This is a genomic window from Halorhodospira halophila (genome assembly GCF_016653405.1).
Lineage (GTDB): Bacteria > Pseudomonadota > Gammaproteobacteria > Nitrococcales > Halorhodospiraceae > Halorhodospira > Halorhodospira halophila_A.
In genome coordinates this window covers 66,767-90,752 of the sequence record NZ_NHSN01000019.1, presented here as the reverse complement: position 1 = coordinate 90,752, position 23,986 = coordinate 66,767, and the positions used below count along the sequence as shown (strand labels likewise).

The window sequence follows — 23,986 nt, the reverse complement described above, 5'->3', positions numbered from 1 at the left end:
CGCAGGGGGGGTGGCGTGTTGTTGCGGTGCCCTTTGAGCAGGCGGCCACGGATTGGGATCGGCTCTTCCGCCGGTCCGGTGGCAACGCCTTCCTCTCCCGAGCCTGGCAGGAGTCGTTGTACCGGAGCCTGGCTTCGGCTTCCGACCGATTTGAGCCCCGCCTGATTACCTACAATGGGGAGGTACGTGCCGCACTCTCTCTGGGAGGGGCACGACGGACCTGGGATCACGGCGTGCCACTGCGCCGCTATGCCCTGAATGAAACGGGGTGTGCCGCACTGGATCGCGTCGGTCTGGAACACAACGGCCTGTTGGCGGAAGCCGACGATCAAGCGCCGGCCTTCCGTGCCCTGATTGAGCATCTCCTGGAGCGGCGCGACTGGGACGAATTGCTGGTCGGCTGGGTCCGCGCTGATCGGTGGGAGGCACTGCGTCAGGCGCTGGAAGGGCTCCCGCTCACCCCACGGATCGAGGAGCGCAAGCCGTACTTCTACGTAGAACTCACCGGTATCGCCGACGTCGCCGATTACCTGAGTGGGCTAAGCGCCAATACACGCTATCAGATCCGTCGTGCAATGCGGCTTTACGGCGGTCCTGAGGCCTTGGATCAGGAAGCGGCCCGGGACGCCGAGCAGGCCATCGAGTGGTTCGAGCAGCTGGTTCGCCTCCATCAACGGCATTGGCAGATGCGGCGCGGCTTCCAGGGGGCGTTTGCCCACCCCCGGGTGCTCGATTTCCATCGGCGTCTGGTCCGCGCGGCGGCGCCGGAGGGCGTCGTGGAGATCTTTCGGGTCCGCACGCCGGAGCATGAGATCGGCTATCTGTACAACCTTTGCGCCGGAGGTACAGTCTGCAATTATCAGGGCGGTTTAAACTACAGTGACGACCAGCGGTTGAAGCCCGGGTTGGTCTGCCATGCGCTCGCGGTAGCCCATGCCGCCCGACAGGGGTGGGATCGGTACGACCTGCTGGTCGGCGATAGCCAGTACAAGCGTAGCCTGGCAAGCCACCGGGGCGAAATGCTTCGGGTCCGCATTCAGCGCCCGCGCTGGCGGTTGGGCGTCGCACGCGCTGTGGACCGTCTGCTGGACAGCTCAAGGGAGCGAGCATGAGTGAAGAGGTCGAACAGGAGAGCGGGGTGTTGGGTCGCGCGATCCTGCGGCTGGCGCCCCGGAACCGCGCCGGGGATCGGCTAGTGGCGCTGCTTCGATTCCTGCGGACCCACCGGCGCTGGCCATCCTCCGCCATGCGCCTGCCGGATTACCTTTTCCGGCTTAAGACCAGCGACACGCTGCTCGACCCCCTTCGCATGCTGGTGACCGACAAGGCCTGGGCCAAGCTCTACGTGCGGGCGCAGGTGGGGGACTCCTACAACGTTCCGACTTTGGCGTTGCTCGACTCGCCGGAAGCGGTGCGGCAGGTGCAGCTGCCGGAGCAGTGCTGTGTCAAGCCTACCCACCTCTCGGGCGAGGTGGCCTTCCACACGGCGGAGAGTCCGGTGGATCGCGAGCGCTTGGTCAATTGGCTTGAGCGCAACCACTACGAGCCAACCCGCGAGGTCAATCATCGGTATTTGCAGCCCCGTGTGATCGTCGAGCCGATCCTTTTCGAAGATCCCGAGCTCTCCGATTACAAGATCTTCTGCTACCGGGGCCAGCCGCGTCTCATCCAGGTGGATCTCGATCGGCATACACGCCACACCCGGGCACTCTACACGCCGGAGTGGCAGGATTTGGGGGCGTCCATGCTCTATCCGCCGGCGGATCGGGCGGTGCCGCGGCCCGAAAACCTGCAGGAGATGCTCGATCTGGCCACCGCCCTGGCCGCGCCGTTCGAGTTCATCCGCGTGGATCTGTACACGGATGGCCAGCACTGTTTCGTCGGCGAACTGACCAATTGCCCGGGTAGTGCCGACGAGCCGTTCATCCCGCCGGAGGCAGAGGGGCCGGTCTCCGATCGGCTGTTCGCATGAGTTTCCCCATCGCGCCTTCCCCGGCGGAGCGGGCCGCGCTGGCGGCGGCGTGGCTACCCTTGCGGCTCTTGGCGCCGGGGGGCAGCGGGGCATTGAGCATCCTGATCTACCACAGGGTCCTGCCCGAGCGGGATCCCCTGCGCCCCGGGGAGCCGAACCAGGCCGAGTTCGCCGAACAGATGGGCTGGGTCCAGGCGCTGTTCCGAGTCCTGCCGTTATCGGAGGCCGTGACCGCCCTGCGGCGCGGCCGGCTTCCCCCGCGGGCTGCCTGTATCACTTTTGACGACGGCTACGCCGACAACCTCCACTGCGCGCTCCCGGTTCTCCGCGCCCTGGGGCTTCCGGCCACCTGCTTCGTCGCTGCGGATTACCTAGACGGCGGGGTCATGTTCAATGATCGGATCATCGAGGCCGTGCGAGCTTTGCCCAAAGGGGAAACGGACCTGAGCGCCTGGGGGGTCGGCGTCTGGCGAATCGCCGGCGACGAGGATCGTCGCCGGTTGGCCGAGGCAGTGATTCGTAGTGTCAAGCACTTGGACGGGGTGGAGCGCGAAGAACGTGTGGCTCGGCTGGTACGCGAGAGCGGGGTCTCGCTGCCGCGAGATCTGATGATGACCACCGATGGCCTCCGTCAGTTGGCCACCGGTGGTTTCGAGATCGGCGCCCACACCCGCTCGCACCCCATCCTGAGCCGTGTCGATGATGCCACCGCTCGCACGGAAATCGGAGGCAGTCGCGAGGTCCTCGAGGAAGTGCTCAGTGAGCCGGTGCGGCTGTTCGCCTATCCGAACGGGCAGCCGGGGCGCGATTACACCGCGCGCGACGTGCAACTCGTCGAGGCTTGCGGCTTCCAGGCCGCGGTATCGACGGCGTGGGGGGCGGCGCGACGGCATGCCGACCCCCTTGAGCTCCCCCGTTTCACACCCTGGGATCGGCACGCCCGCGGCTTCGCGGCACGGATGCTGCGCAACCTCCTCATCCGTCGGCCAGAAACGGTCACCGCCTGACGAGCAGCGGGAGGTTACTCCCGCGCCTGCAGCGCGCCCCAGACCGATTGGGACCGCTGGGCGCCATGGTAATCCCGGTCCAGCCCGGGTAGCTCCTTGGGCCAGGAGAGTTCGGTGTCCCGTTCCAAGGCGCCCGCACGGGGTGTCAGATCCAGCTGCTCTAAGCTGCCGTCCGCGCGGACCAGTTTATCCCAGGCTGCTGGCAGGTCGGCCGTGAAGTTGTCGGGGGCCTCGATGCCATCGAGGCTCAAAGGCTCGGCGGAGAAGATCGCGTTGCCCTGCACGATCTGCTCGTAGTCCGTATCCGGCTCGGCGATCCGCAGCCCGAATCCCTCGGTGACGAACGTGTTGTTGAGGACGTAGAGGTCTTTGGGTACATCGTTATGACGCAGGAAGATCGCGCCATCCCCGCCCAACCCGGAGACCCCGTGTCGATTGACAAAGAGGTTGTTATAGAGGGCGACGTTGCCCTCGCCCTGGAATAGGCGCTGGTGCGGGTTCTCAAAGAAGAGGTTGCCGTGGATCAGGTACTGGTCGTGCTGCCCCGGCCCGAAGGTCGGGAAGTGCCCCACCAGGAGGTTCGGGCGGGCGCCACTGCCGCGCTCGCCGCCCTCGGCCTTGTCAAAGGTGTTGCCACGGATGACAGTGCGCTGAGGATCCGTCGGCATGCCGGGGACCATGGTGCGTTCGTCCTGGTGCTTGATCTGCATGCCATAGCCGAGGGTTTCGGCGATCTGATTGCCCTCGATGACGCCGGCGATAAACGGTGCCCCGTCGGGCTGGCCCAGGTACATCCCCGTTCCGACGCGGCGGATCTCGCTGTTGCGGATCACCCAGTTCCACGCGGTGGAGCGGGTGGTGATCCCGGAGTTGCCGCGAATCCCGTCATAGCCGTGGATGGACAGGCCATCGAGCGTGATGTCGTGGGCGTAATCGCCCGTGGCCTCCGCCACGACCGCAGAGACGTTACGGCCCCGGCCATCGAGTTCCAGGTTCTTCAGCACGATGTGGGCGGAATCCTCGAAGCGGACCGTGTTTCGCCCTGATTCACCAAGCAGCACAGCGGTTTCCTGTCCCTCGCCCCTCTCCGGGCCGCGGATCACGATGGGACGTTCTTCTGTCCCTTCCAGGCCACGCAGGTCGAGGCCACCGGAGTAGGTGCCCGGTTCGAGCTCAAGGGCGTCGCCGGGGCGTAGTTCGGCCACCTTTTCGGAGAAGCTCTCCGGAGTCGCTGACAGGGTGCGGGTTGGCGCCGGTAAGTCGAGGGGGGCAGCCATGTCTCTCTGAGCCGCTGCCGGCGTTTCCGGGTGGCGCTGATCCCCCTGGCTGAGACCGGCAAAGAGCTCCCCGTGGCGCCGGGGGAGTTCCCGCTGGAGCGTGCAGTCGCCCGCCGTGTACTGGATGGCCCCCACGTCCACGGCACCTTCTCTGGGTTGCCCGCAGAAGTCGTGATCGACACCGGCGTCGCCGTGGCCCCGGCCGAGGATCGCCTCGGGGTCCCGTGGTTGTAGTTGTCCGAAGGCGGGTGCGGTCAGCCAGTCCTCGTAGCGGTTCAACCCTTTACCCAGCCGCGAGGCGCCAAGCCAGTCCACGGCGTCACGGGTCCGTGCAACGGCCCAGTCCAGGGCGGCTTCGATGCCGTCGGAGTTGCTACCCTCCTGGCCGGGCTCGGGGGCGTGGAGTCGGCTGCGCACGCTGGGCAAGTAGCCCCAGGGCCCGGGCCAGCCGCTGGTCAGGTTGCCAGCGGTATCCACTTGGGCGTCCCGCCGGGTCCATACCCGGCCGGTCATCAGATTGTCCTGAACGCGTGCCGCCGTGTGGGGGAATTGGGCGATGACACCGAAGGCATCGTAGACGGTGTTGTTGCTGATCAAGACATCGTGCGCCTGATTCAGGTAGATGCCGGCGTGGTTGGGGCAGTTGAGGATGATGTTGTTGGTCATGCGGCTGTTGCGCACCTCCGGGCAGTTCTCCCGGCAGTGCTCCATGCCGCGGCGGTCGAAGTATCGCTCACCGGTGCCGCCGCCCCCGAAAGACATGCCGGCCCGGTAACCGCCGGTGTGTCGCCACTCGCAGATGACGACATTGCGATCGAACGTGGCACCGTAGGCGCCGCCCTTGACGAACGCCGTGCTGGTGCTGACGCCGTGGCGCTCCGCCGCGTAGCCGATGTCGCTGATGAAGTTCTCCGTGATCACCCAGTCGCGCCCGCCATTGACGTTGATGGCGGCGACGGGTTGGTTGGTGTCCCGCGCCGTCTCGTTGTTAAAGACGTTCCGGTGGATTCGTACGCGATCCGGGAAGGAGGGTGGGCTGCCTTCCCCATTGGCCTTGATGGCCGCGTGGAAGTTCTGGAAGCGGTTGCCTTCCAGAACAACATCGTCGGCCCCCCGGACGATGTGGAAGGCATGGTTGGCGCTCCGGCTCCCCTGGAAGTCGAGCCCACGGAAGTGCCAATGTGCACCGTAAAGCTTCATGAGCGTGGTGTGGTCCGACCAGATCCGCGCCTTGCCAGGGATGACTGACTGAACCGTGATCGGGGCGTCGGCTTCGCCGTCCGTCCGCAGGGTCAGGCTGGGGAGTACATAGTCGCCCGGGCGGAGTTCGATCGTCTCGCCCGGCTGCGCCTCACGCAGCGCGGTCTCAAGCTCGTCGCTGTCGCCGACTGAGACGGTCTCCGCGTGAGCGACGTGGGAGAGAAGACCCATGATCAGGGTAAGCAGAAACAGGTGGGCCAGGGTGGGTTTGCGGGCAGCTCGGGTCGGATCGCTCAATGTTCGGACTCCACCTCTACTTTGGCTCCTGGGCCGTTTGCCTGAGTTCAGGTATCGCACGGTGCCCGGAGTTGTACAATCGGTTTACCACGATCAGGCGCGCTCAGGTGTAACCTTGGTGCTGGGCCGCCCAGCACCAAGTGCCAGCGTCCAAGCTGCACGAAGGTGAGGCTCCCGATGATTCGGGCTCCCAGCCGTTGGTGGGCTCGCAGGGAGTGGGCGTTGAACGCCGAGATCCGGCTTTGGCACCAGGATGCGTCCTGCTCGCGCAGATAGGCATTGGCGGCATCCCAAAGGGCAGCGAAGGTTAATGAGTGCCTCGCATGAGGCAGGATCACGATATCCAGATCAAGCCAGGCCTGCCCGGAAGGTGCCGGCTGCAGGACGCAGGGGTGCGTGCGCTCCTCGTGGGGGCCGGGGTGCAGCCACAGGAAGCCGCTGGGCTCGTCATCCTGGTACGCGACGAAGCAGACCGCGCCCGCCTGCGCGCGAGCCCGCAGCTCTTCGTCTGGCCGCCCGGACCGGGTCAGGATCGCGGCATCGGCACGGGCCTGCTCGACTCGGATGGCATGGCGCAGGTTGGCGGGCAGGAGTCGGTTCTGACCCACCGGTTGCGCCAGCAGGTAGTACCGATGTGCCTCCATGCGCCGTGACAGCCTTCTTAGGACGCCGTTGAGGAGGATGAGCGCAGTGTTCAGGCGGGCCATTTTTAACCGAGAAGCGATCCTTGCGGCATGGCTAACCTCCCAGTGTAGTCTCGCGGCACACAAGGCGAGACCAGTGAGCAGCAGATTACCATGCCATTGACTGGGGGAGGGTAGGGCGATCACCGATGCTCCGGAACCGTTGATCTTGGACCTCAATTACGTACCGTGGTGGCCACGAACGGATACAATGAGCCTTCATCCGATCATGGGTCAGGCCCTGTGTGTGGGCTGAGGGCTACAGGAACCTGTCTGTGTCGCTGCGTAATCCCCCTGCTGATCCATTGAGCTACCGCGCCTGCTGCATAGGCGCGTGGCTCAGTTTGGGTGTGATCGCCTACGCTACACTCCTGCCGTTTGAGTTCCGTGACATCAGTGTGGAGCGGGCCTGGGAGGTCTACACCAGCATCGGATTCCACGGGATCACCGGGGGCAACCAAGGCCAATGGGTGGCCAACGTGCTGCTCTACGTACCGCTGGGGTTCTTCTGGGCGGCCTGGTTGTCGCACGCGGTTCAAGGTCGCGCAGGGCAGTGGGTGATGGGGGTGCTTGCGGCCCTGGTCGCGCTGATGACCACCATGACCATCGAGTTCCTGCAGATCTGGCTGCCGGTTCGTTACCCCGCCATTGCTGATATGAGCGGGAACTTCCTCGGTGGCGTTATCGGAGTGGTCAGTTGGTTTGCCCTGCGCGGTTGGCTCGGTGGCTGGCTTGGACACATACGTCGCGGCGGCCCCACGGCGCTGCTGGTGGTCGTTTCTGCATATGTCTTAGCTTACACCGGGCTGATCTTGTTGCCCTTTGATCTCGTGCTCAGCCCCTGGGCGGTTGCCGAGCGCCTGACATCCGGCGCGGTTCACCTATGGGCGCAAAGTGCGGGCTGCCTCGCGGATCCTTCCTGCGTAGGGTTTCGGGGGGCGGAGTTGGTGGCCAGCCTCCCGCTGGGCTTGTTGCTGGTCGTGCTGATCCCGCGCGTTCGGCGAGAGCCTTGGCGGCTTGGTATGGCGGCAGCGCTCGCGGTGGCCGTGGGCCTGGAGCTACTCAATCTTTTCGTGGCCTCCGGGGTCGTTGAAGGGCGTTCAGCAATGATGCGCGCTTTCGGCATCACCCTGGGGATCTTCATCGGAAGGAGCATGTTGACCGATGCCAGCCGCCTTTTGGCCGCTCTGCGGCAATGGGGGCCGCTCTTGGTCGCTGGTGCTGCGTTGCCTTATACGCTGCTCCTCGTGTTGGGTAGCCACGAGTTCCGACCCTACCATTGGGATATCGACCAAGCCGTTGACACCCTTCAAAGCACCCGTTTACTTCCGTTCTACTACCACTACAACGTCGCGGAAGTTGCGGCCCTACGCAGCATGCTCTTCCACCTGCTCCTCTATGCGCCGTTGGGTGTTTTTGCCTGGCTCCTGGCCTTGCGAGTACGGGCGACGCGTTATCAGATCGCAGCCTGGGCGGCCGGGGTTGCGGTGAGTCTCGCGGCGTTGGTGGAGTTCGGCAAGCTGTTCACGGAGGGGGGGCGCCCCGACTCCAGTTCGCTAGTGCTTGCCGGCCTTGCGGCAGCGGGTGCTGTGATGCTGCTCGATTGGTTGGCCTTCGCCCTCACGCGCAGGGACGCGGCGGCCCCGGCAAAAGCAGGGCGCGTGATTGCCGGCTCCTAGTTTGGCGGTTGAAGCTATGACTCCGCCAACTCCCGGGCGGCAATACAGACGAACTCGTAGAACACCGGCATGCGCTCCGCCGCGGTGTTCAAAAGCTGGCGCGTTTGCCCCTGATACTCACGGTCGCCACAGTGCTGCAACGCAAAGAGATGCGGCAGGATGCGGATCTCATCCCGCGAGAGGTAGGCGCGCAGCTGCCGTAAGTCCCGGTTGCTGGCGTGGGCCAGGGCCCCGGCCATCGCCGCCGCGTAGGGCAGCGGGAAGGTGCGGCTGTAGAGGTGCCGTAATCGCTTCAGGTCGCCGTGGGTGGTCTCGCCCTCATCCTCGCGTAGCCGAAACTCCGGGGTGATGCGGATGTCCCGGACCAGGGCCGTGCGCTGTTGCGGTACCAGGTCCACCGAGGCCGTAGTCTGTGGTTCCTGCGATGAGTTCTGCGCCGAGTCCCCCGCATAGACGACGGAGACTACATCGTGATCCCGCCCGCGTCGCAACTGGTAGCGGAAGTAGCGCTGGAAGGTGTCAACGGGTGTGGCCACGGCGTGAACCCTCCTGAATGGTTGGAATCAGCCGCTCCCGCGGCAGGGGATGGCTGAGGAAATGCACCGGACTGGCCGTCAGCCCGTAAGCCCCCGACTGGAAGACGGCGATCAGATCCCCCGGTTCGGCGGTGGGGAGTTCCACCTGCTCGGCGAGGCGATCCAGGGGGGTGCACAGGGGGCCGACCACCGTAGCGGTCTCTTGGGCCGGTTCGTCCATCCGGTTGGCCACCGCCACAGGGAAGTTGCGTCGCACGACCTGGCCGAGGTTGCCGGAGGCCGCCAGGTGGTGGTGCATGCCCCCGTCGATGACCAGATAGACCTGTCCGCGCGAGACCTTGCGGTCGATCACGCGGGCGATATAGACGCCGGCCTCACCCACCAGGTAACGGCCCAGCTCCAGGGCGATTCGGGTTCCCTGAAGGCTTTCCGGGCGCTGGGCCAGGCAGCTATCCAGTGCCCGGGCGTAGGCGGGCAGGTCCACCGGCTGATCGCCCGGGAAGTAGGGGATGCCGAGTCCGGCCCCGAGGGTGACCTGTCGAACCGGTCCCGGCGCCTGCGCGGCCAGGTCGCCGAGGAGCCGGAACATCGGCTCCAGTGCCTCGATCAGCAGATCGGTGCGCAGATTCTGTGAACCGGCGAAGAGGTGGAAGCCCTGGAAGGCGACCGGCAGCGCATCCATGCGTTGCAGGAGCTGCGGTGCGCACTCGGCGTCGATCCCAAAGGGCTGCGGGCCGCCGGCCATCCTCATGCCAGAGCGTTTGAGTTCAAAGTTTGGGTTGATGCGCAGGGCGACCTGGGGTCTCGCCTCGGAACGGGACGCCAGCTCCGCCACCCGCTCCAGTTCGCCGGCGGACTCGATGTGCAGCGTGATCCCGGCCGCAATGGCAGCGGCAAGCTCTTCGTCGCGTTTGCCCGGGCCGGCAAAGCTGATCCGATCCGGGGCCACACCGATGGTGCGCAGCCGCTCCAACTCGCCGGCAGAGGCGATATCGAATCCGTCCACGCGATCGGCCAGGTACTGTAGCAACGCCGGCATGGGGTTCGCCTTGACGGCGTAATGCACGGCCACATCGCCGGGGAGGGCGCCCCGGAGTTCGGCCAGCCGCGTCTGCAGCATGGCTTCGTCGTACAGATACACCGGTGTCCCGCCGGCCTCGGCTACCAGCTCAGGGACCGGTCTGCCGCTCAGGCTCAGGCAACCGTCGCGCACCGTGAAGGTCCGCATGCAGGGCAGTTCTTCAAGGCGCTGCATGATCGCGGGCCTCGGTATCGAGTAGATGGTCGCGCAGGGCGGCACGGTCGATCTTGCCGTTGGCGGTTCGCGGGAGGCCGTGCCCCTGGATCCGGATGGTTTCCGGGACCATGAAGGAGGGCAGGCGCGATCGGCAGGCCTGGCGGATCGTCTCCGCGTCGATGCCTGCCCCGGCGTCGGTGGCGATCACCGCGGCGATGCGTTGGCCCAACCGCGGCTCCGGCAGGCCAATGGCCACGCACTCCTGGACCCCCGAGATCTCTAGCACCGCCGCCTCGATCTCCTGGGGGCTGACCCGGTAGCCCGAGGTTTTGATCAGCTCGTCGGTACGTCCGACGAAGTAGAGGAAGCCCTGCTCATCGGCGTAGACCGTGTCGCCGGACCAGACAGCGTATTCCCTGGACGGTAGCTCAGCCGGCCGGTTGGGAGCGGGCCGGAAGCGCTCTGCGGTGGCCTCCGGGGCGTTCCAATAACCCAGCGCCACCTGCGGGCCACGGTGGATGAGCTCACCGTGCTCGTACGGGGCGCAAGCACTGCCGTCGGGCCGAACCACCTGGACCTCGGCGTTGGGAATGGCGCGGCCGATGGAATCCGGACGGGCGTCGAGCTCCTCGGGCGGCAGGTAGGTGGAGCGGAACGCCTCGGTCAGTCCATACATCAGGTAGAGCTTCGCCTCCGGAAGCTGGCGGCGCAGTGCCTCCAGCGTCGCCCGTGGCAGAGCCCCACCGGAGTTGGTGAGGTAGCGCAGGCTGGCGCGGGCGGCTGGTGGCCACGGCAGCTCGGCCAGGTCGAACCACATGGGCGGGACGCCTGCGAGCCCGGTGATGCCGTGCTCCGCCACCTTTTGGGGGACTTCCCGCGGCAAAAGGTAGTCGTGAAGGACGACTTCAGCGCCTACCATGAAGGCGGTGGTCAGCTGGCTGAAGCCGTAGTCGAAGCTCAGCGGCAGGGCTGCCAGGATGCGATCTTCGGCGTCATTCTCCAGGTAGGCGACGACACTCGCGGCCCCGGCGGTCAGGTTGCGGTGCGAGAGGGCCACGCCTTTGGGTAAACCGGTGCTGCCGGAGGTGTAGAGCAGCATCGCCGCATCGCGCTCGATACGACGGGGATGTGGCCCAGGGGCGCACCGCGGCCGCTGATCCCAGCGATGGCCCGCAACGCCTCGGGGCAAAGCGTCCGGCGCCGGCGCATCCTCCACCCACCAGATGTGCTCGAGGGTCGGGCAGTGTGCCCATTCGGCCTGGAGGGTCTGGCTGCGGGCTGTGGAGGTGATCAGAAAGCGCGCGCCGGCATCGCGCAGGATATGGGCGACCTGCGCGGGTTTAAGGACCGGGTTGATGGGTACCGCGATGCCGCCGGCAGCCGCCGCCGCGAAAAGGCCCACCACCGCCTCCAGCCGCTTTTCCAGGTAGACTCCCACCCGATCGTCCGGCTCAAGGCCCTGCTCAAGCAGCGCGGCGGCGGTGCGCTCGACCTCCTCGGCGAGTTGTTCGTAGCGAAGCGCCGCCGCCGGGTTGCCGGCCTGGCGCAACGCGATCCGGCCGGCTTGCTCGTGGGCCGGGGCGAGGAGCAGGTCGTGGAGTCGTTCCGCCATATCCCTGACAGGTGCATCCGTGAAGGCGCATCGTACCAACGAGTGTACAGGTCCCGGCAGTTTTTGCTGGAGGTCAGCGGTGGGATGGGGGGCATGGGTGCCCCAGGTGGGCGGTCTACTGCTCGCCCTGCTGACCCTCACGCTGGCGCTCCATTGGCCCCAGGGCGTGGCCTGGCTGGTGGTGGGGCTGGTCGTCTATGCGTTTGCCCTGGCTCGCTACCCCCTGGCCTGGCTCTGGGTCCTGCCGCCTGCGGTGGCCCTACTCGACGGGATGCCGTGGACCGGCTGGCTCCACTTCGGCGAGGTGGAGCTGCTTCTCATGATGACCTTCGCGGTGGCACTCCTGCGCTGGCCGGCGTGGCAGTCGGATTGTTCGCCCGCGTTGCCCGCCCTGTTACCAGCGCCGCTGCGCTTCTCGTTCTACGGGCTGCTGGCCTCCACAGCGCTCGGCGTCGGGGTGGCCGTCTGGTGGTGGCTGACCCAGGCCCCGGGGCCCTGGGTGGATTACGCCGCCCCCTGGAACACCGCCCGTACCGCTTCCGGGGTGCTGCTGGCGCTCGGCGCCTTGTTGCTGGTGCGCTACGCCCCAGATCCGCCCCGCGAGCAGTTCCTGCGCGGGCTGGTACCGGGGATGGCGCTGGGGTGCCTCGCGGCAGTGGGCGCAGTGGTGCGCGAGCGAGCCGTCTACCCGGGGGTCTTGGACACCGAAAGCGGTTTTCGGGTCGCCGGCTGGTTCACCGACATGCACGTCGGTGGGCCCAGCCTGGCGGCATTCCTCGCCCTGACAATCCCCTTCGCGCTGGTCTGGGCCTGGACCCGGCCCCGCTGGGCGCTGCTCTGGACGCTGACGGTCAGCCTGCTGGTCAGCTACGCCACCGTGGTGACTTTTACGCGCTCGGCGTGGTTGGCCGTCGCCGTGGCGTTGTTGGTCCTGGCGCTTTTCGGCGGGCCCTTGTTGACCCGTGCCGGGGGGCGGAGCCGCCGGACCAGCATCCTGTTGGCGTGGATGCCGATCCTGGTAGCGATCGGGATCGCCCTGGCGATGCTCGACGGCTTCGCCAGCGACCGCTGGTCCGCCACGACCCGCGATGCGGAGGGGCGCTGGGATCGCTGGGCGACGATCCTGGCGATTTCCGCGGAGACAGCCCGGACGCCGTGGATGGGGCACGGCGTGGGGACCTTCCCGGCGGCCTACCGCACCGCGCCGCAGGTGGACGATCCCGTTGGACAGTACGGTTTCTTGGGGCAGGGCGAGACGGCGATGCTCTGGATGGGCGAGGATCCGACCGGGCGCCTTGCCCAGCGGCTTTTCGCCGCCGACCGACCGGAGTGGGTGGATGTCGTGCTTCGGGTGCAGGGGCCGCCGGGTGCCCGGCTGCGAGTGGCCCTCTGTGAGGAGTCGGTGGTCTACCCGGTCCGCTGCGCAGAGCGTTGGATCCAGCTGGATGGCCTCGGTGAGGGGAGCGATCCGCCGTGGCGTGGGATGGCCCTCCGGCTTGCGCCGCCCGCCGGGCGCGGGATGCCTGGGTTGGAGCGATCGCTGGTCTTTTCGCTGAGTCGCGAGGATGGTCTGCCGGGACCGCTGCTCATGGACGACGTCCGCATTCACCGGGGCGACGGCTCTCAGCTGCTCAAGAACGGGACGTTTGCAGCGGGCGGCCGACACTGGTTCTATACCACCAGCAACTACGACGCCTGGCGCACCGAGAACCAGCTACTGGAGTTCTACTTCGATCAAGGGATTGCGGGCGCGGCGCTGTGGCTGGTGCTCGTCGCCACCGGCCTTTGGGCCCTGGCGCCTTATGCCCGCCCACCGACGCTGGCGGCGCTGGCGGCTGCCGCCGGGATCACCGGGGCGCTGGCGGTGGGGATGTTCGCGACCATCTTCTTCAACCCCCACATCGCGCTACTCTTCTATCTAGTGCTCTTGCTGGGGGCAGCGGCGGGTCATGCCGGTCGAGGCGACGGGCGGCTGGGGGAAACCGGATCACGAGACAGGGAGGGGCAGTGACCGATCCTGATTTTGCACGGCGCTGGCAGCGGCGGTTCATGCAGCGGGGCGCCACCTTGGACGATGATGCCGGGATCGCGGGCTGGACGCCCACCGGCTTGGATGCTCGCTTCCGACAGTTTCGCCAATTCTGGGAGCAGGCGGATGCCCCGGCGGGCCGCTGGCTGGATCTCGGCTGCGGGGCTGGTACCTACACGCGCTACCTCCGGGAGAGCGGGCGTGACGTGGTTGGCCTGGACTACTCCCAGCCGTCTCTGTTCAAGGCGCAGCAGCGCAGCGAGCCGGGGATTCCCTGGGTTGCCGGGGATGCCCAGCGGCTGCCCTTCGGCGATGATCACTTTGACGGGGTGCTGTGCCTCGGGGTCCTCCAGGCGCTGCCGGGGCCGCGGCCGGCGCTGGCGGAGATGGCCCGGGTAGTGCGCCCGGGCGGTGAGATCTGGGTGGATGCCCTCAACGCCCGGTGCCTGCCCACCGTCTTCGCCGAGTGGCGCCGCAAGCGGGCCGGTCGTTCGCCACACCTGCGCTATGACGACTATACTGGCCTCGTCGAGGAACTGCAGGCGACGGGCACGGAGGTCCAGCAGGTGGCTTGGCTGTTGCTGCTGCCCGGGCGGATCGCGCGGCTCCAGCCTTGGGTGGAGCACCGAGCGGTGCGCGGCGCCCTGCGGATCGTGCCAGGATTGGAGCGGCGCCTCTGCCACTCCTTCCTGGTCCGGGCGCGAGTCGGATAAGGCTGCCGGGTCGCTTGGGGCTGCGCGGCAGGTGGTGTCAGCAAATTTTACATTCGAGGGTTCGGGAGCCGGAGGGAACCGGGAGGGCGTGGCCCCAACACCCTGACACAGCACAGGGTTGAGCCGTTCTCCCGTGCCTCGGTATGAAGCTTGCAAAAGAATTCGGTAGACCGGTAACTTCCAACTGAAGCAGCGCGACCTTTGAGGGAATCCGCGATGACGGAACACGAGCGCAATCAGACCCCCGAGCCGCGCCCCGACGCGAAAGAGCAGGACAACGCCTCCCCGAGCCGGGGTATGTCGCGCCGGCGCTTTAGCCAGGCGGCGCTGGGTAGTGTGCCCGTGCTGATGACGCTCTACAGCAACCCGCTTAGAGCAAGTAATGGAAACGGTGGCAATTGTAACCCCTCCGGATGGGTTTCGGGGAACGTATCGCGCCACGGAGATGCTGTTAATTGCAATGGGAAGAGCACAGGGTATTGGGGTAACGAAGGTAATGGCGGGGGGTCCGACGATGCTAAGGAGGAAGATTTCAATGACGTCTTTGAGTATAGTTCAGGCACGTATACAGACGATAACGGTAACTCTCTCAATTTGAGTTACGCTGCCCATGGAAACAACAATAATATTGTAAAGAAAAATGGTTATAAGGTAAGTGATTCGGATCGGAGGGTGATCCGCTTTGGATCCGCTGCCTATATGAGTAGTACCGATTCATCTGTCGAATATTTGGGTCCTGGGTCAGAACAGATTAGAGAAATGGTTACAGATGCTCTCGATAATGGATACTACAAAATACCGGGCACTGGAGATGAGTTGTCTAAGGATGGAGTGGCTGCTTTTTTTAAAAACACAATCAATGGAAACTCCTGTTACGAGAAAGACTGTTTTTTTGACTTCTTGTTGGACTGAGTGCTAGCAGGGCGTGAAGCCAAGGCTCTTTTATTTGTCTTCCGCCTGCTTCTCGCGGACGGGAGAGGGTTCCGGGCTGGAATACCGGGTGGTGGGAAATTTTGGGTTCATTTATACTGTCGGCATGGGGGGCACCTACGTTTTACCGGGAGAGGTGGTTGGCATCTTAACTGTGCTCAATGCTAAGTCGCCGGCTTACGAATCGGAGTTCTTAAGGCTTTTCAACGAGGAGCAGGAGGAGCGCGCAGAGCGAGAGCGTCTCGCATCAGCTTTGAATTCCCTCATGGAGATCGGCTTGATTTGCGAACATTGCGATGACGTCGGTAGCTGAATTGGGTTACGCCGACTTGTCGGGTCGCCTCGCCGCAGGGTGCCTGCTGGTTCAAACCGGTCCGGTGCGCTCCCTTCTCAAAAGCCGACTGAGTAGTGTTGCTGAAGGCCTTTGGCGTCTCTACGCTGATCATCGGGTGATTGAGCCAGAGGATGGCGCGGACTTCTTCTGCGAGGTTCGGGAACCCCTGGGGCTTCGGCGCTTTTACCGACCGCAAGCGCTCTTCTACGCCGACCGGAAGAATATCTTCAAGCCGCTCCCCCGCAACCAGGCCTTCCCGATGCTTGAGTGGGGGCTGAACTGGTGCATCGGGACCCAAGTTAAGCACTTCCTACTTTTTCATGCCGCCTGCCTGGAGAAGAACGGCCGGGCCCTCATCATGCCGGCGCCGCCGGAGTCGGGGAAAAGCACCCTGTGTGCGGCGCTGGCCTGCAGCGGCTGGCGGCTGCTCAGTGACGAGGCCACGCTGGTTGATCTGGCGAGTAGCGAGGTGCGGGTCTTGGGGCTAAGTCGGCCGGTGAGCCTGAAGAACGCCTCCATCGATGTGATCCAGGCCATTGCCCCGGATGCGTTTCTCAGTGAGCGCTGCCACGATACCTTGAAAGGGTCGGTGGCCCACATGCGCCCGCCCCGTGATAGTGTGGTCCGGGCGAACGAGCCGGCGACGCCTGCGTGGGTGGTCTTCCCCCGCTATCAACCGCAAGCTCCGGCGGTTCTGACCGAGCGCTCGGAGGGGGAAACGTTTATGGGGTTGGCGCGGAACTCCTTCAACTACGCCGCCCTCGGGGCCCGCGCGTTCCACCGGACCGTAGATATCGTCGAGCAGGCGCAAGGCTACGATTTCCGCTACAGCCGACTGGAAGAGGCGATCCCCATCTTTGAAGAACTGGCAGCCGGATCCCACCCAAGCTCTGTGTGACGGCCTGGCACAGCCAGCTTCGTTGTTGGAGCGCTCGGGGCGGGAGTGGACCGCGATGCTGGCCGTCGGCCGTGAGAACCTGCTGCTCGGGGCCCTCTGGCACCGCGCCATGGAGGCGGGTGTGGCCGAGCGCCTGCCGGAGTGGGCGGCCCGCCACCTTTGGGGGGCGGCGCTGACTGCCGAGACCAACGCCGCCGCCCTGCGCTGGGAGCTCGAGCAGCTCGATAGTGGGCTGATCCGCAACCTCACGCCGCCCCTGGTCCTCAAGGGCGGCGCCTACGTTCTGGCGGGGCTGCCGAACGCAGCCGGCCGCATCGCGGCGGACATCGATCTGCTTTTTCGCCGTGACGAGGTGGAACGGGCGGAGGCGGTGCTCTTTTACGAGGGCTGGTTCGGTACGCACCACTCGGCCTACGACCAGCGTTACTATCGCCAGTGGATGCATGAGCTGCCGCCGCTGCAGCACGTCAAGCGCGGCACGACGCTCGATCTCCACCACAACATCCTGCCCGCTACCTTCGCCGTGGCGGTGGATCCGGAACGACTTTTGTCCGCGGCGCGCCCCATCGGGGGTATGGATCGCCTCCAGCTGCCGGCGCCCCGGCACCTGGTGCTGCACGCCATCGTCCACCTCTTCTCGGAGACCGACTGGGACCGCGGGCTCCGCGACCTTTACGATATCCACACCCTCATCGAGCACTATGAGGCGCAGCACGGCGTAGTGTTCTGGGAGGAGCTCCTGAACGAGGCGGAGGCGCTCCAGGTGGCTTGGCTGATGGAGCCGGCGATCCGTTGCTGCCAGCACCGCTTCGGGACCTTGGTCCCGGAAAGCGTAGAGCGGCGACTGCATGATCACGCGGCAAGTCTGCCGGCGCGCTGGGTCAGCCGGCGGATGTTTCATCACGCTTTGAACGGCCGGGTTTCTGCGACCCCCTGGGTGGATGCCCTGGCGCGGGCGCTCGTTTTCCTCCGCGGCCACTGGCTCAAGATGCCGCCGTTGCTCCTGGCGCGGCATCTGTTTTACAAAGCCTTTCTGGCCCCGCGGGAGGATGATTCGGGCGAAGACCGGGCGGCGGCCAACCCACAACAGCATGGATGAGGTCAGCGATGGCGGACGGCGTGTGCGGCGCAAGCAGCGCGGAAGAGGAAGGGCCCGGGGAGGTATCGCGGGCGGATCGGCGTCATGCGGTGATCCTCGCCGGCGGGTCCGGGACGCGCCTGTGGCCGCTCTCCCGGCGGAATATGCCCAAACAGCTGTTGGCCCTGACGGGGGAGGCGACCCTGCTCCAGGAGACTGCGGGTCGGCTTCTGCCTGCTCTGGCGCCGGAGCGGATTACCACGGTGACCCATGCCGACCACCGTTTCGAGGTCAAAGGGCAACTGCACGAGGTGTCCGCACCGCTGGCCGAGCGGGTGCTCGCCGAGCCGTCGGCCCGCAACACCCTTCCGGCCATCGCCTGGGCGGTGGCCGGCATCGCCCGGCAGACTCCAGATGCCCTCATCAGTGTCTTCCCCTCGGACCACCGCATCGGCGAGCCGGAGGCGCTCCTCGCGGCCTGGGAGCGGGCTGAGCACGCGGCGGATGCTGGGCATCTGGTCCTCTTCGGCGTCCGTCCCACGGCGCCAGCGACGGGGTTCGGCTACATCGAGGCCGGGGAGACGCTGGCCGGCGGGGTGGAGGAGGCCCGAAGCTTTGTCGAGAAGCCGGATGCCGACACGGCGGGCCGCTTCCTCGAGAACGGCGGCTACTACTGGAACAGCGGCATGTTCGTCTTCCGGGCCGACCGTTTCCTGGACCTGCTGCGGGAGCACCAGCCGGCCATTGCCGAGGCGGTCCAGGGCTGGGTGGAGAGCGACGTCATACCTGATGAAGCGGCTTACGGCCAGTTGCCCGAGACCTCCATCGACTACGGGCTGGTCGAGCGGGCGGACAAAGTGGCCGTGGTGCCCGTGGACCTGGGCTGGAGCGATCTGGGTAGCTGGGAGGCCCTCTACCAGGAGCGGGCCAAGGATGAACGGGGCAACGTCTGCAATGGGCCGGCGCTGCCGGTGGACAGCCGCGACAGCCTGCTGTGGAGTGCCGACGGCGGTCTGCTCGCCGCCTACGGGGTGGAGAACCTGGCGCTGGTGCAGACCCGGGACGCCACACTGGTCTGTCCGCGCGAGCGCCTGGCCGACCTCAAGCCGCTGGTCGCCCAGGTCGCCGCCGAGCGCCCCGAGCTGGCCGAGTACCACGTCACCGTCGCGCGCCCCTGGGGCAGCTACACGACCCTGGAGAGCGGCCACCGTTACAAGCTCAAGCGGATCGTGGTCAAACCCGGGTGTAAGCTCTCTTTACAGATGCACCACCACCGCTCGGAGCACTGGGTGGTCATCGCCGGGACGGCCCGCGTGGTCAACGGCGAGGAGGAGATCTACCTAGAGGAAAACCAGTCCACCTACGTCCCCGCTACGCGACCCCACCGGCTCGAGAATCCGGGCCGCATCCCGCTGCAGATCATCGAGATCCAGACCGGCCCCTACCTGGAAGAGGACGATCTGGTCCGCTTCGAAGATCTGTATGGGCGGGCGAATGACCGGCTCACCGGTGACGCACTGTAGCGGGCAGACCCTAATCGCGTCTTCGCTCCAACCATCCATTCAATTGATTCGGGTGGCGCGGTCACCTGCGTCGGCTACCATCATGGTGGGGGCCGAACCGGAAGGGTGGTACCGGCGGCGTGTCTTGTCATTGGGCTACCTTCGGGAAGATTCTTGGGGTAGGGGGGGGGCGGGGTGTGTCAAACGGGATCTTTTGGTTGCATATTAAAAAGTCAGCGGGTACATCGCTGCGTCAGGCTTTGGGAGGGCTTTATACCTGCACGGAACGATTCAAGATGCCGTCGTGTTTCATACAGCGGCCACGTGAGGAATGGAATGATATTCTGAATACATACACAACACCACTGGGCCCCTATCAGTTCCGGCGTAGTGAGTTTGCGCGTCTCTATCTTTATCCGGACACATGGGACAGTATGTTTCGAGTCGCCTTCTCCAGAAACCCCTACGACCGTGTGGTGTCCATGTATTATCACCTGATCTGGCCCAAAAGAATGACGGCAAGGGGCAGGGTGATGGCGAATCTTCGTCTTTTTTCTCGGGATCCGAGATGTCTGGTTTCGAGTAGAAAATGTTTTGATGTCTTTCTTGATATGCTAGATAAGCAGGATTCATGTCGTCAGCAATCTATTTTTGAGCCTTATGGTCTGCTCTTTTCCACGCACACAAATCCGATGGTGAATGATATTAAAGACTTAGGAGGGGCACTCAACATCCCGAACATCTATCGCATGGAGAGCATGAGAAAAGGGGTTGCCGCATGTTACGAAGCTTCTGGTGTCTCAGATTATTCGCCGGTTGAAGTGCCGCACACAAACAAATCGAATAAAAGGTTTGGCTTCTCCTTGACGAAGCAACAGAAAAAAAGAGTCGAGCACCTGTACAGTGAAGACTTCGATATCTACGAGAACGCGCGTTAGTTTTTGGGGTGCGTTGGGAGCGCTTGCATGGATAAGCTGGGTGCCTACGTTAAGGGACTTTCGTTCTTGCCAGAATCCTGTCGTCATCCACGATGGGCGCTTCGTATTTATCGGGAAGATGTTAAAAATTTTCTGCGGTTCGGGAAAGATGCTCCCAAAAAGTACCAACTGATTTATGTGCCGACGAAGCAAATCAGTTTAACGTTGAGTATCCTCCCCCGGCCACCAGTTCTAAGCAAAGTCTATTCCCCGGAAGAAGTGCAGATTGGTCCACGTCCGCTCCATGGCCCGAACGTGATTGTACCGGGCGATTGGGATAAAGCGGTTCTGCCAATAATGGAAAACCGCATTGTAGCGCGGACAGTCCGCAAGCTGGAAACGGGAAAATCTTGGGAAGCGGTGGGTGAAATCGACCTGATGAAGAGGTTGATTCACATCTGCGGTGAGGAGGATGGTTGTCGGTCACTGAAAGATTTGGTGCGTCGATACCGCGCACTGGATGAATTGTTCGCCGTGGTTTGGTCTGGACGCCATCTCCTTCCGCAGAGTGTGGCGACGAAGGGTCAGTTCAGGGAGCGGGGTGGTATCGGACTGGCGGTTTCGCGGACTGGACAGCTCATCTTGGGGGATAACGGGAATCACCGGCTCGCAGCTGCGCGATATTACGGTGTTCCGATGGTTCCCGCATGTTTACAGGTGGTGCATGTCGATTTCGTCCGGACGGGCGGATGGCAAGCGATGTTAGACGAGTCGAGGCAATACATAAGAACACTGATCCATCGTCCGAAGCGAGCCCTAAGCAATTACCCAATCCGTTGATTATGCTGCCACCGCCACGTATCCCGCATCATCGTGGCCAGGTCCCGCTCGGCCCGCCAGCCGAGCTCCCGTTCCGCTTTGCTCGGGTCGGCCCAGCACTCTGCAATGTCGCCGGGTCGGCGATCCGTGACCCGGTAGGGGACCGGCCGACCGCTGGCCTCTTCGAACGCACGGACCATTTCCAGGACGCTGTAGCCCTCGCCGCGGCCCAGGTTCCAGACGTGGCTGCCCGGCTGTGCCTCAAGGAACTCCAGCGCGCGCAGGTGGCCCGCCACCAGATCGACCACATGGATGTAGTCGCGCACCCCGGTCCCGTCCCAGGTCGGGTAATCGTCGCCGAAAACGTTGAGTTGCTCGCGCTCGCCGTTGGCCACCTGGGCGATGTACGGCACCAGGTTGTTGGGGATCCCCCGGGGCGACTCGCCGATCAAGGCGCTTTCGTGGGCCCCGACCGGATTGAAGTAGCGCAGGATGCCGATGGACCAGCGCGGATCCGCGCGCCCTAGGTCGAACAGGATCTGCTCGACCATGTGCTTGCTGCGGCCGTAGGGGTTGGTCACGCCGCCGGTGGCAGCGTCCTCGTCGATCGGCACCCGGGCCGGGTCTCCATAAACGGTCGCCGAGGAGCTGAAGATCAGCCGCCGCACGCCGGCGCGCTCCATCGCCTGGCAGAGACGCACGGTACCGCCTACATTGGTCTCATAGTAGGCGAGGGGACGGGACACGCTCTCGCCCACCGCCTTGAGGCCGGCAAAGTGCATGACGGCATCGAAGGACGCGTTGGCGAAGACCTTCTCGAGCGCATCTGCGTCGCGGAGGTCGCCCTCAATGAAATCGGGCGCCTGCCCGGTGATCCGCTCGATCCGCGAGACCACCGTGCCCGCACTGTTTTCCAGATTATCGAGGACCACGACCTGATGACCGGCCTCCATCAAGGCCACCACCGCGTGACTGCCGATATAACCGCTGCCACCCGTAACGAGGACGCGCATGGGACGGATTTCCTTATCAAGACTGGTTGAGTTGCAGTCTAGCACTTCGGCGGCTGGTTGCGATGGATCCTCGTGCCCCGGATCGGGCGTGGAAGTCGTGCGACGTGTGTGGTTTAATCCGAAGGTCCGGCGTGAGACTCGTCACCAGGAAGGGAGTGCCCATGGATCGTGACCGTCCGGCCCTGATTGCTCGGATGCTTGCCGCCGCCGGGCTCCTCGCGGCCCTGGTTGGCTGCGCTTCGGTCCCGCCCGCACCCAGTACCGTCGATGATGCCGAGATCGAGCAGTACATCATCGGCCCCGGGGATACGCTCAATATCCAGGTCTGGCGCAACCCCGAACTCTCCATCAGCGTGCCCGTGCGCCCCGACGGACAGATCTCCACGCCGTTGGTGGAGGATGTCCAGGCCAGCGGGGTCACCCCCACGGAGTTGGCGCGGGTCATGGAGGAGGAGATCAGCCTCTACTTGCGGGATCCGGTGGTGACCGTGATCGTCACCGGGTTCGCCGGCCCCTACGATCGCCAGGTCCGGGTCATCGGGCAGGCGGCGGAGCCGCGCGCGTTGCAGTACCGCGAGGACATGTCGGTGATGGACGTGATGATCGAGGTCGGCGGGATCACCGATATCGCGGCGGGCAACCGGACGGTGCTGATCCGGGAGGAGGATGGCGAACGCAGGCAGTACCGGGTCCGACTCCACGACCTGCTCAATCGGGGCGAGATCGAAGCGAACGTTGATATCAAGCCGGGTGATGTTCTGATCATACCGGAACGTTTCTTCTAAACGACCGCCACGGAACGGGGGCGCAGTGAGGCGCTCCCCTGGAGGCGTCAACGTGCGTTTTTTTGGCCACTTCGTGCCGCGCAAGGTCATGGTGCTGGTGGGTCTGGAGGGCCTGCTGGTTCTTGCCGGGTTGGCGATTATCTTCCCGCTCCAGTCCGGGGCCGTCGGCTCGGCCGGTTTGGAAGAGCTCCAGCTCAAGGTGGAGATGGTGGTTGCGGCCGCGGTGGTGGTGCTGAGCATGGCCGGCATGGGGCTCTACGACCCGGGGCAGATCACCATGCGCGACGGCGCGCTGATGCTCAGCGTGCGCCTGGCCCTGGCGATGCTGGCGGCAGCGGTCGGGATCCTGACCATCCTGGCCGTTGTGCCCGTGCTGACGCTGGAGCCCGGTCCGCTGATTGCCGCCATGGGCGCGGTTTTCGCCCTGATGTTACTCAAGCGCGTGGCGTATCAGCGGGTGGTCGCCTCGGACCGGCTCAAGCCGCGGATCCTGACCTTGGGGGTGGGCAGCCGCGCTGCCGCCGTCGCCGAGATGCAGGGCGAGAACCATCGCTCCGAGATGCCCTACGTCTTCCTCGGGTATGTTGCCACGCCGACGGCCCATCACGTGGATGTGCCCGCGGACGAGGTGATCCACCAGCAGGAGGGCGAACGGCTGCTGGATATCTGCCGGCGGCACCGGGCCGACGAGCTGGTGGTGGCGGTCCGTGAGCGGCGGGGTCAGCTGCCCGTGCGCGAGCTGCTCGACTGCAAGCTCCACGAGATCTCGGTGGTCGATATCACCGGTTTCCTGGAGCGGGAGCGGAGGCACCTGCGGCTGGACTCGCTGAACACGAGCTCGCTGGTCTTTGGCGAGGGATTCCGTCAGGACGGGGTGCGCACCACGGTCAAGCGGGTGTTCGATATCCTGGTCAGTCTGGCGCTGTTGCTGGTCACCCTCCCGATCATGGCAGTCACGGCGCTGGCCATCAAAATGGAAAGCCCGGGGCCGATCTTCTTCTGTCAGCAGCGCATCGGTCTGGCCAATGAGCCTTACTGGCTCTACAAGTTCCGCAGCATGCGCCAGGACGCGGAGAAGGACGGGGTGCCGGTCTGGGCGCAGAAGGATGATGACCGGGTAACCCGGGTCGGCCGCGTCATCCGCAAGTTGCGCATCGACGAGTTGCCGCAGATCCTCAATGTGCTCAAAGGCGAGATGTCGTTCGTTGGTCCTCGCCCGGAGCGGCCTCTGTTCGTCGATCGGCTGAGCGAGGAGGTGCCGTTCTATCGGGCCCGCCATACGGTGCCCCCGGGGATCACCGGGTGGGCGCAGATCTGTTATCCCTACGGGGCCTCGATCGAGGACGCCCGACAGAAGCTGCAATACGATCTCTACTACGTGAAGAACCACACGTTCTTCCTGGATCTGGTCATCCTGATTCGCACTGTCGCCGTCGTGCTCTTCGGTCAGGGCGCCCGCTAGCGCCCG

General features: G+C 64.9%; 20 protein-coding genes. 14 read left to right on the top strand and 6 right to left on the bottom strand.

All coding sequences use genetic code 11. The features are described 5' to 3' along the window. Positions 1-26 precede the first annotated feature (26 nt). Genes CCR79_RS13665 through CCR79_RS08385 form a run of 3 tightly spaced genes read left to right on the top strand, consistent with a single transcriptional unit; the run spans position 27 to position 2,979 of the window. Entirely contained in the window at positions 27-1,112 is a 1,086-nt protein-coding gene (locus CCR79_RS13665; RefSeq protein WP_201170816.1) for a GNAT family N-acetyltransferase, read from the top strand. After that, positions 1,109-1,972 (top strand): ATP-grasp fold amidoligase family protein, encoded by an 864-nt coding sequence (locus CCR79_RS08390; RefSeq protein ID WP_201170813.1) that lies wholly within the window; start codon positions 1,109-1,111, stop codon positions 1,970-1,972. Before CCR79_RS13665 ends, CCR79_RS08390 begins: the two co-directional genes overlap by 4 nt. Then, positions 1,969-2,979: a polysaccharide deacetylase family protein gene (locus CCR79_RS08385; RefSeq protein ID WP_201170810.1), complete on the top strand. Its 1,011-nt coding sequence runs from the start codon at positions 1,969-1,971 to the stop codon at positions 2,977-2,979. Before CCR79_RS08390 ends, CCR79_RS08385 begins: the two co-directional genes overlap by 4 nt. 14 nt (positions 2,980-2,993) lie before the next feature. Here the strand turns inward: CCR79_RS08385 and CCR79_RS08380 are convergent, their stop codons facing one another. Both CCR79_RS08380 and CCR79_RS08375 read right to left on the bottom strand, forming a co-directional pair. After that, a complete protein-coding gene (locus CCR79_RS08380; protein WP_201170807.1) occupies positions 2,994-5,753 on the bottom strand; it encodes a chondroitinase-B domain-containing protein in 2,760 nt (919 codons plus the stop codon). A 47-nt stretch (positions 5,754-5,800) separates the two neighbouring features. Beyond that, a complete protein-coding gene (locus CCR79_RS08375) occupies positions 5,801-6,460 on the bottom strand; it encodes a GNAT family N-acetyltransferase (RefSeq protein ID WP_201170805.1) in 660 nt (219 codons plus the stop codon). 281 nt (positions 6,461-6,741) lie between these two features. Between CCR79_RS08375 and CCR79_RS08370 the strand changes: the two genes are divergently transcribed. Then, complete coding sequence (locus CCR79_RS08370; RefSeq protein ID WP_201170804.1) at positions 6,742-8,115, top strand: VanZ family protein; 1,374 nt, start codon at positions 6,742-6,744, stop codon at positions 8,113-8,115. A 14-nt stretch (positions 8,116-8,129) separates the two neighbouring features. Here CCR79_RS08370 and CCR79_RS08365 read toward each other — a convergent pair whose 3' ends face one another. From CCR79_RS08365 to CCR79_RS08355, 3 genes are read right to left on the bottom strand one after another with little or no spacing between them, the layout of a single operon-like run. Further along, entirely contained in the window at positions 8,130-8,651 is a 522-nt protein-coding gene (locus CCR79_RS08365; protein ID WP_201170803.1) for a hypothetical protein, read from the bottom strand. Further along, positions 8,635-9,906 (bottom strand): pyridoxal-dependent decarboxylase, exosortase A system-associated, encoded by a 1,272-nt coding sequence (locus tag CCR79_RS08360; protein WP_430654666.1) that lies wholly within the window; start codon positions 9,904-9,906, stop codon positions 8,635-8,637. The genes CCR79_RS08365 and CCR79_RS08360 overlap by 17 nt, the downstream gene beginning before the upstream one ends. Continuing rightward, on the bottom strand, positions 9,893-11,500 hold the full coding sequence (locus CCR79_RS08355) for an acyl-CoA ligase (AMP-forming), exosortase A system-associated (protein WP_201170802.1): 1,608 nt from the start codon (positions 11,498-11,500) through the stop codon (positions 9,893-9,895). Before CCR79_RS08355 ends, CCR79_RS08360 begins: the two co-directional genes overlap by 14 nt. 79 nt (positions 11,501-11,579) lie before the next feature. Here CCR79_RS08355 and CCR79_RS08350 point away from each other — a divergent pair, with 79 nt between their 5' ends. From CCR79_RS08350 to CCR79_RS08315, 8 genes are all read left to right on the top strand, one after another. Beyond that, the gene (locus tag CCR79_RS08350; protein WP_201170801.1) at positions 11,580-13,511 is read left to right on the top strand and encodes an O-antigen ligase family protein; all 1,932 of its coding nucleotides are present in this window, start codon (positions 11,580-11,582) and stop codon (positions 13,509-13,511) included. Continuing rightward, the gene (locus CCR79_RS08345) at positions 13,508-14,242 is read left to right on the top strand and encodes a methyltransferase domain-containing protein (protein WP_201170800.1); all 735 of its coding nucleotides are present in this window, start codon (positions 13,508-13,510) and stop codon (positions 14,240-14,242) included. Before CCR79_RS08350 ends, CCR79_RS08345 begins: the two co-directional genes overlap by 4 nt. A 216-nt stretch (positions 14,243-14,458) precedes the next feature. After that, positions 14,459-15,154, top strand: coding sequence for a hypothetical protein (locus CCR79_RS08340; protein WP_201170799.1), 696 nt, complete (start codon positions 14,459-14,461; stop codon positions 15,152-15,154). 314 nt (positions 15,155-15,468) lie between these two features. After that, positions 15,469-16,404 (top strand): HprK-related kinase A, encoded by a 936-nt coding sequence (locus tag CCR79_RS08335; RefSeq protein ID WP_201170797.1) that lies wholly within the window; start codon positions 15,469-15,471, stop codon positions 16,402-16,404. Continuing rightward, on the top strand, positions 16,364-17,503 hold the full coding sequence (locus CCR79_RS08330; protein ID WP_274601269.1) for a nucleotidyltransferase domain-containing protein: 1,140 nt from the start codon (positions 16,364-16,366) through the stop codon (positions 17,501-17,503). Before CCR79_RS08335 ends, CCR79_RS08330 begins: the two co-directional genes overlap by 41 nt. Positions 17,504-17,511: 8 nt before the next feature. Further along, the gene (locus CCR79_RS08325) at positions 17,512-19,005 is read left to right on the top strand and encodes a mannose-1-phosphate guanylyltransferase/mannose-6-phosphate isomerase (protein WP_201170795.1); all 1,494 of its coding nucleotides are present in this window, start codon (positions 17,512-17,514) and stop codon (positions 19,003-19,005) included. A 176-nt stretch (positions 19,006-19,181) separates the two neighbouring features. After that, complete coding sequence (locus CCR79_RS08320) at positions 19,182-19,922, top strand: sulfotransferase family 2 domain-containing protein (RefSeq protein WP_201170793.1); 741 nt, start codon at positions 19,182-19,184, stop codon at positions 19,920-19,922. A gap of 27 nt (positions 19,923-19,949) precedes the next feature. Then, positions 19,950-20,741, top strand: coding sequence for a hypothetical protein (locus CCR79_RS08315; protein WP_201170790.1), 792 nt, complete (start codon positions 19,950-19,952; stop codon positions 20,739-20,741). On the opposite strand, the gene galE is transcribed toward CCR79_RS08315, so the two are convergent. Further along, a complete protein-coding gene (galE, locus tag CCR79_RS08310) occupies positions 20,726-21,733 on the bottom strand; it encodes a UDP-glucose 4-epimerase GalE (RefSeq protein ID WP_201170788.1) in 1,008 nt (335 codons plus the stop codon). The genes CCR79_RS08315 and galE overlap by 16 nt on opposite strands. 194 nt (positions 21,734-21,927) lie before the next feature. Between galE and CCR79_RS08305 the strand changes: the two genes are divergently transcribed. After that, complete coding sequence (locus CCR79_RS08305; RefSeq protein ID WP_242510873.1) at positions 21,928-22,518, top strand: XrtA/PEP-CTERM system exopolysaccharide export protein; 591 nt, start codon at positions 21,928-21,930, stop codon at positions 22,516-22,518. Positions 22,519-22,570: 52 nt separating this feature from the next. Further along, positions 22,571-23,980, top strand: coding sequence for a TIGR03013 family XrtA/PEP-CTERM system glycosyltransferase (locus tag CCR79_RS08300; RefSeq protein ID WP_201170784.1), 1,410 nt, complete (start codon positions 22,571-22,573; stop codon positions 23,978-23,980). The last annotated feature ends 6 nt before the right edge of the window (positions 23,981-23,986 follow it).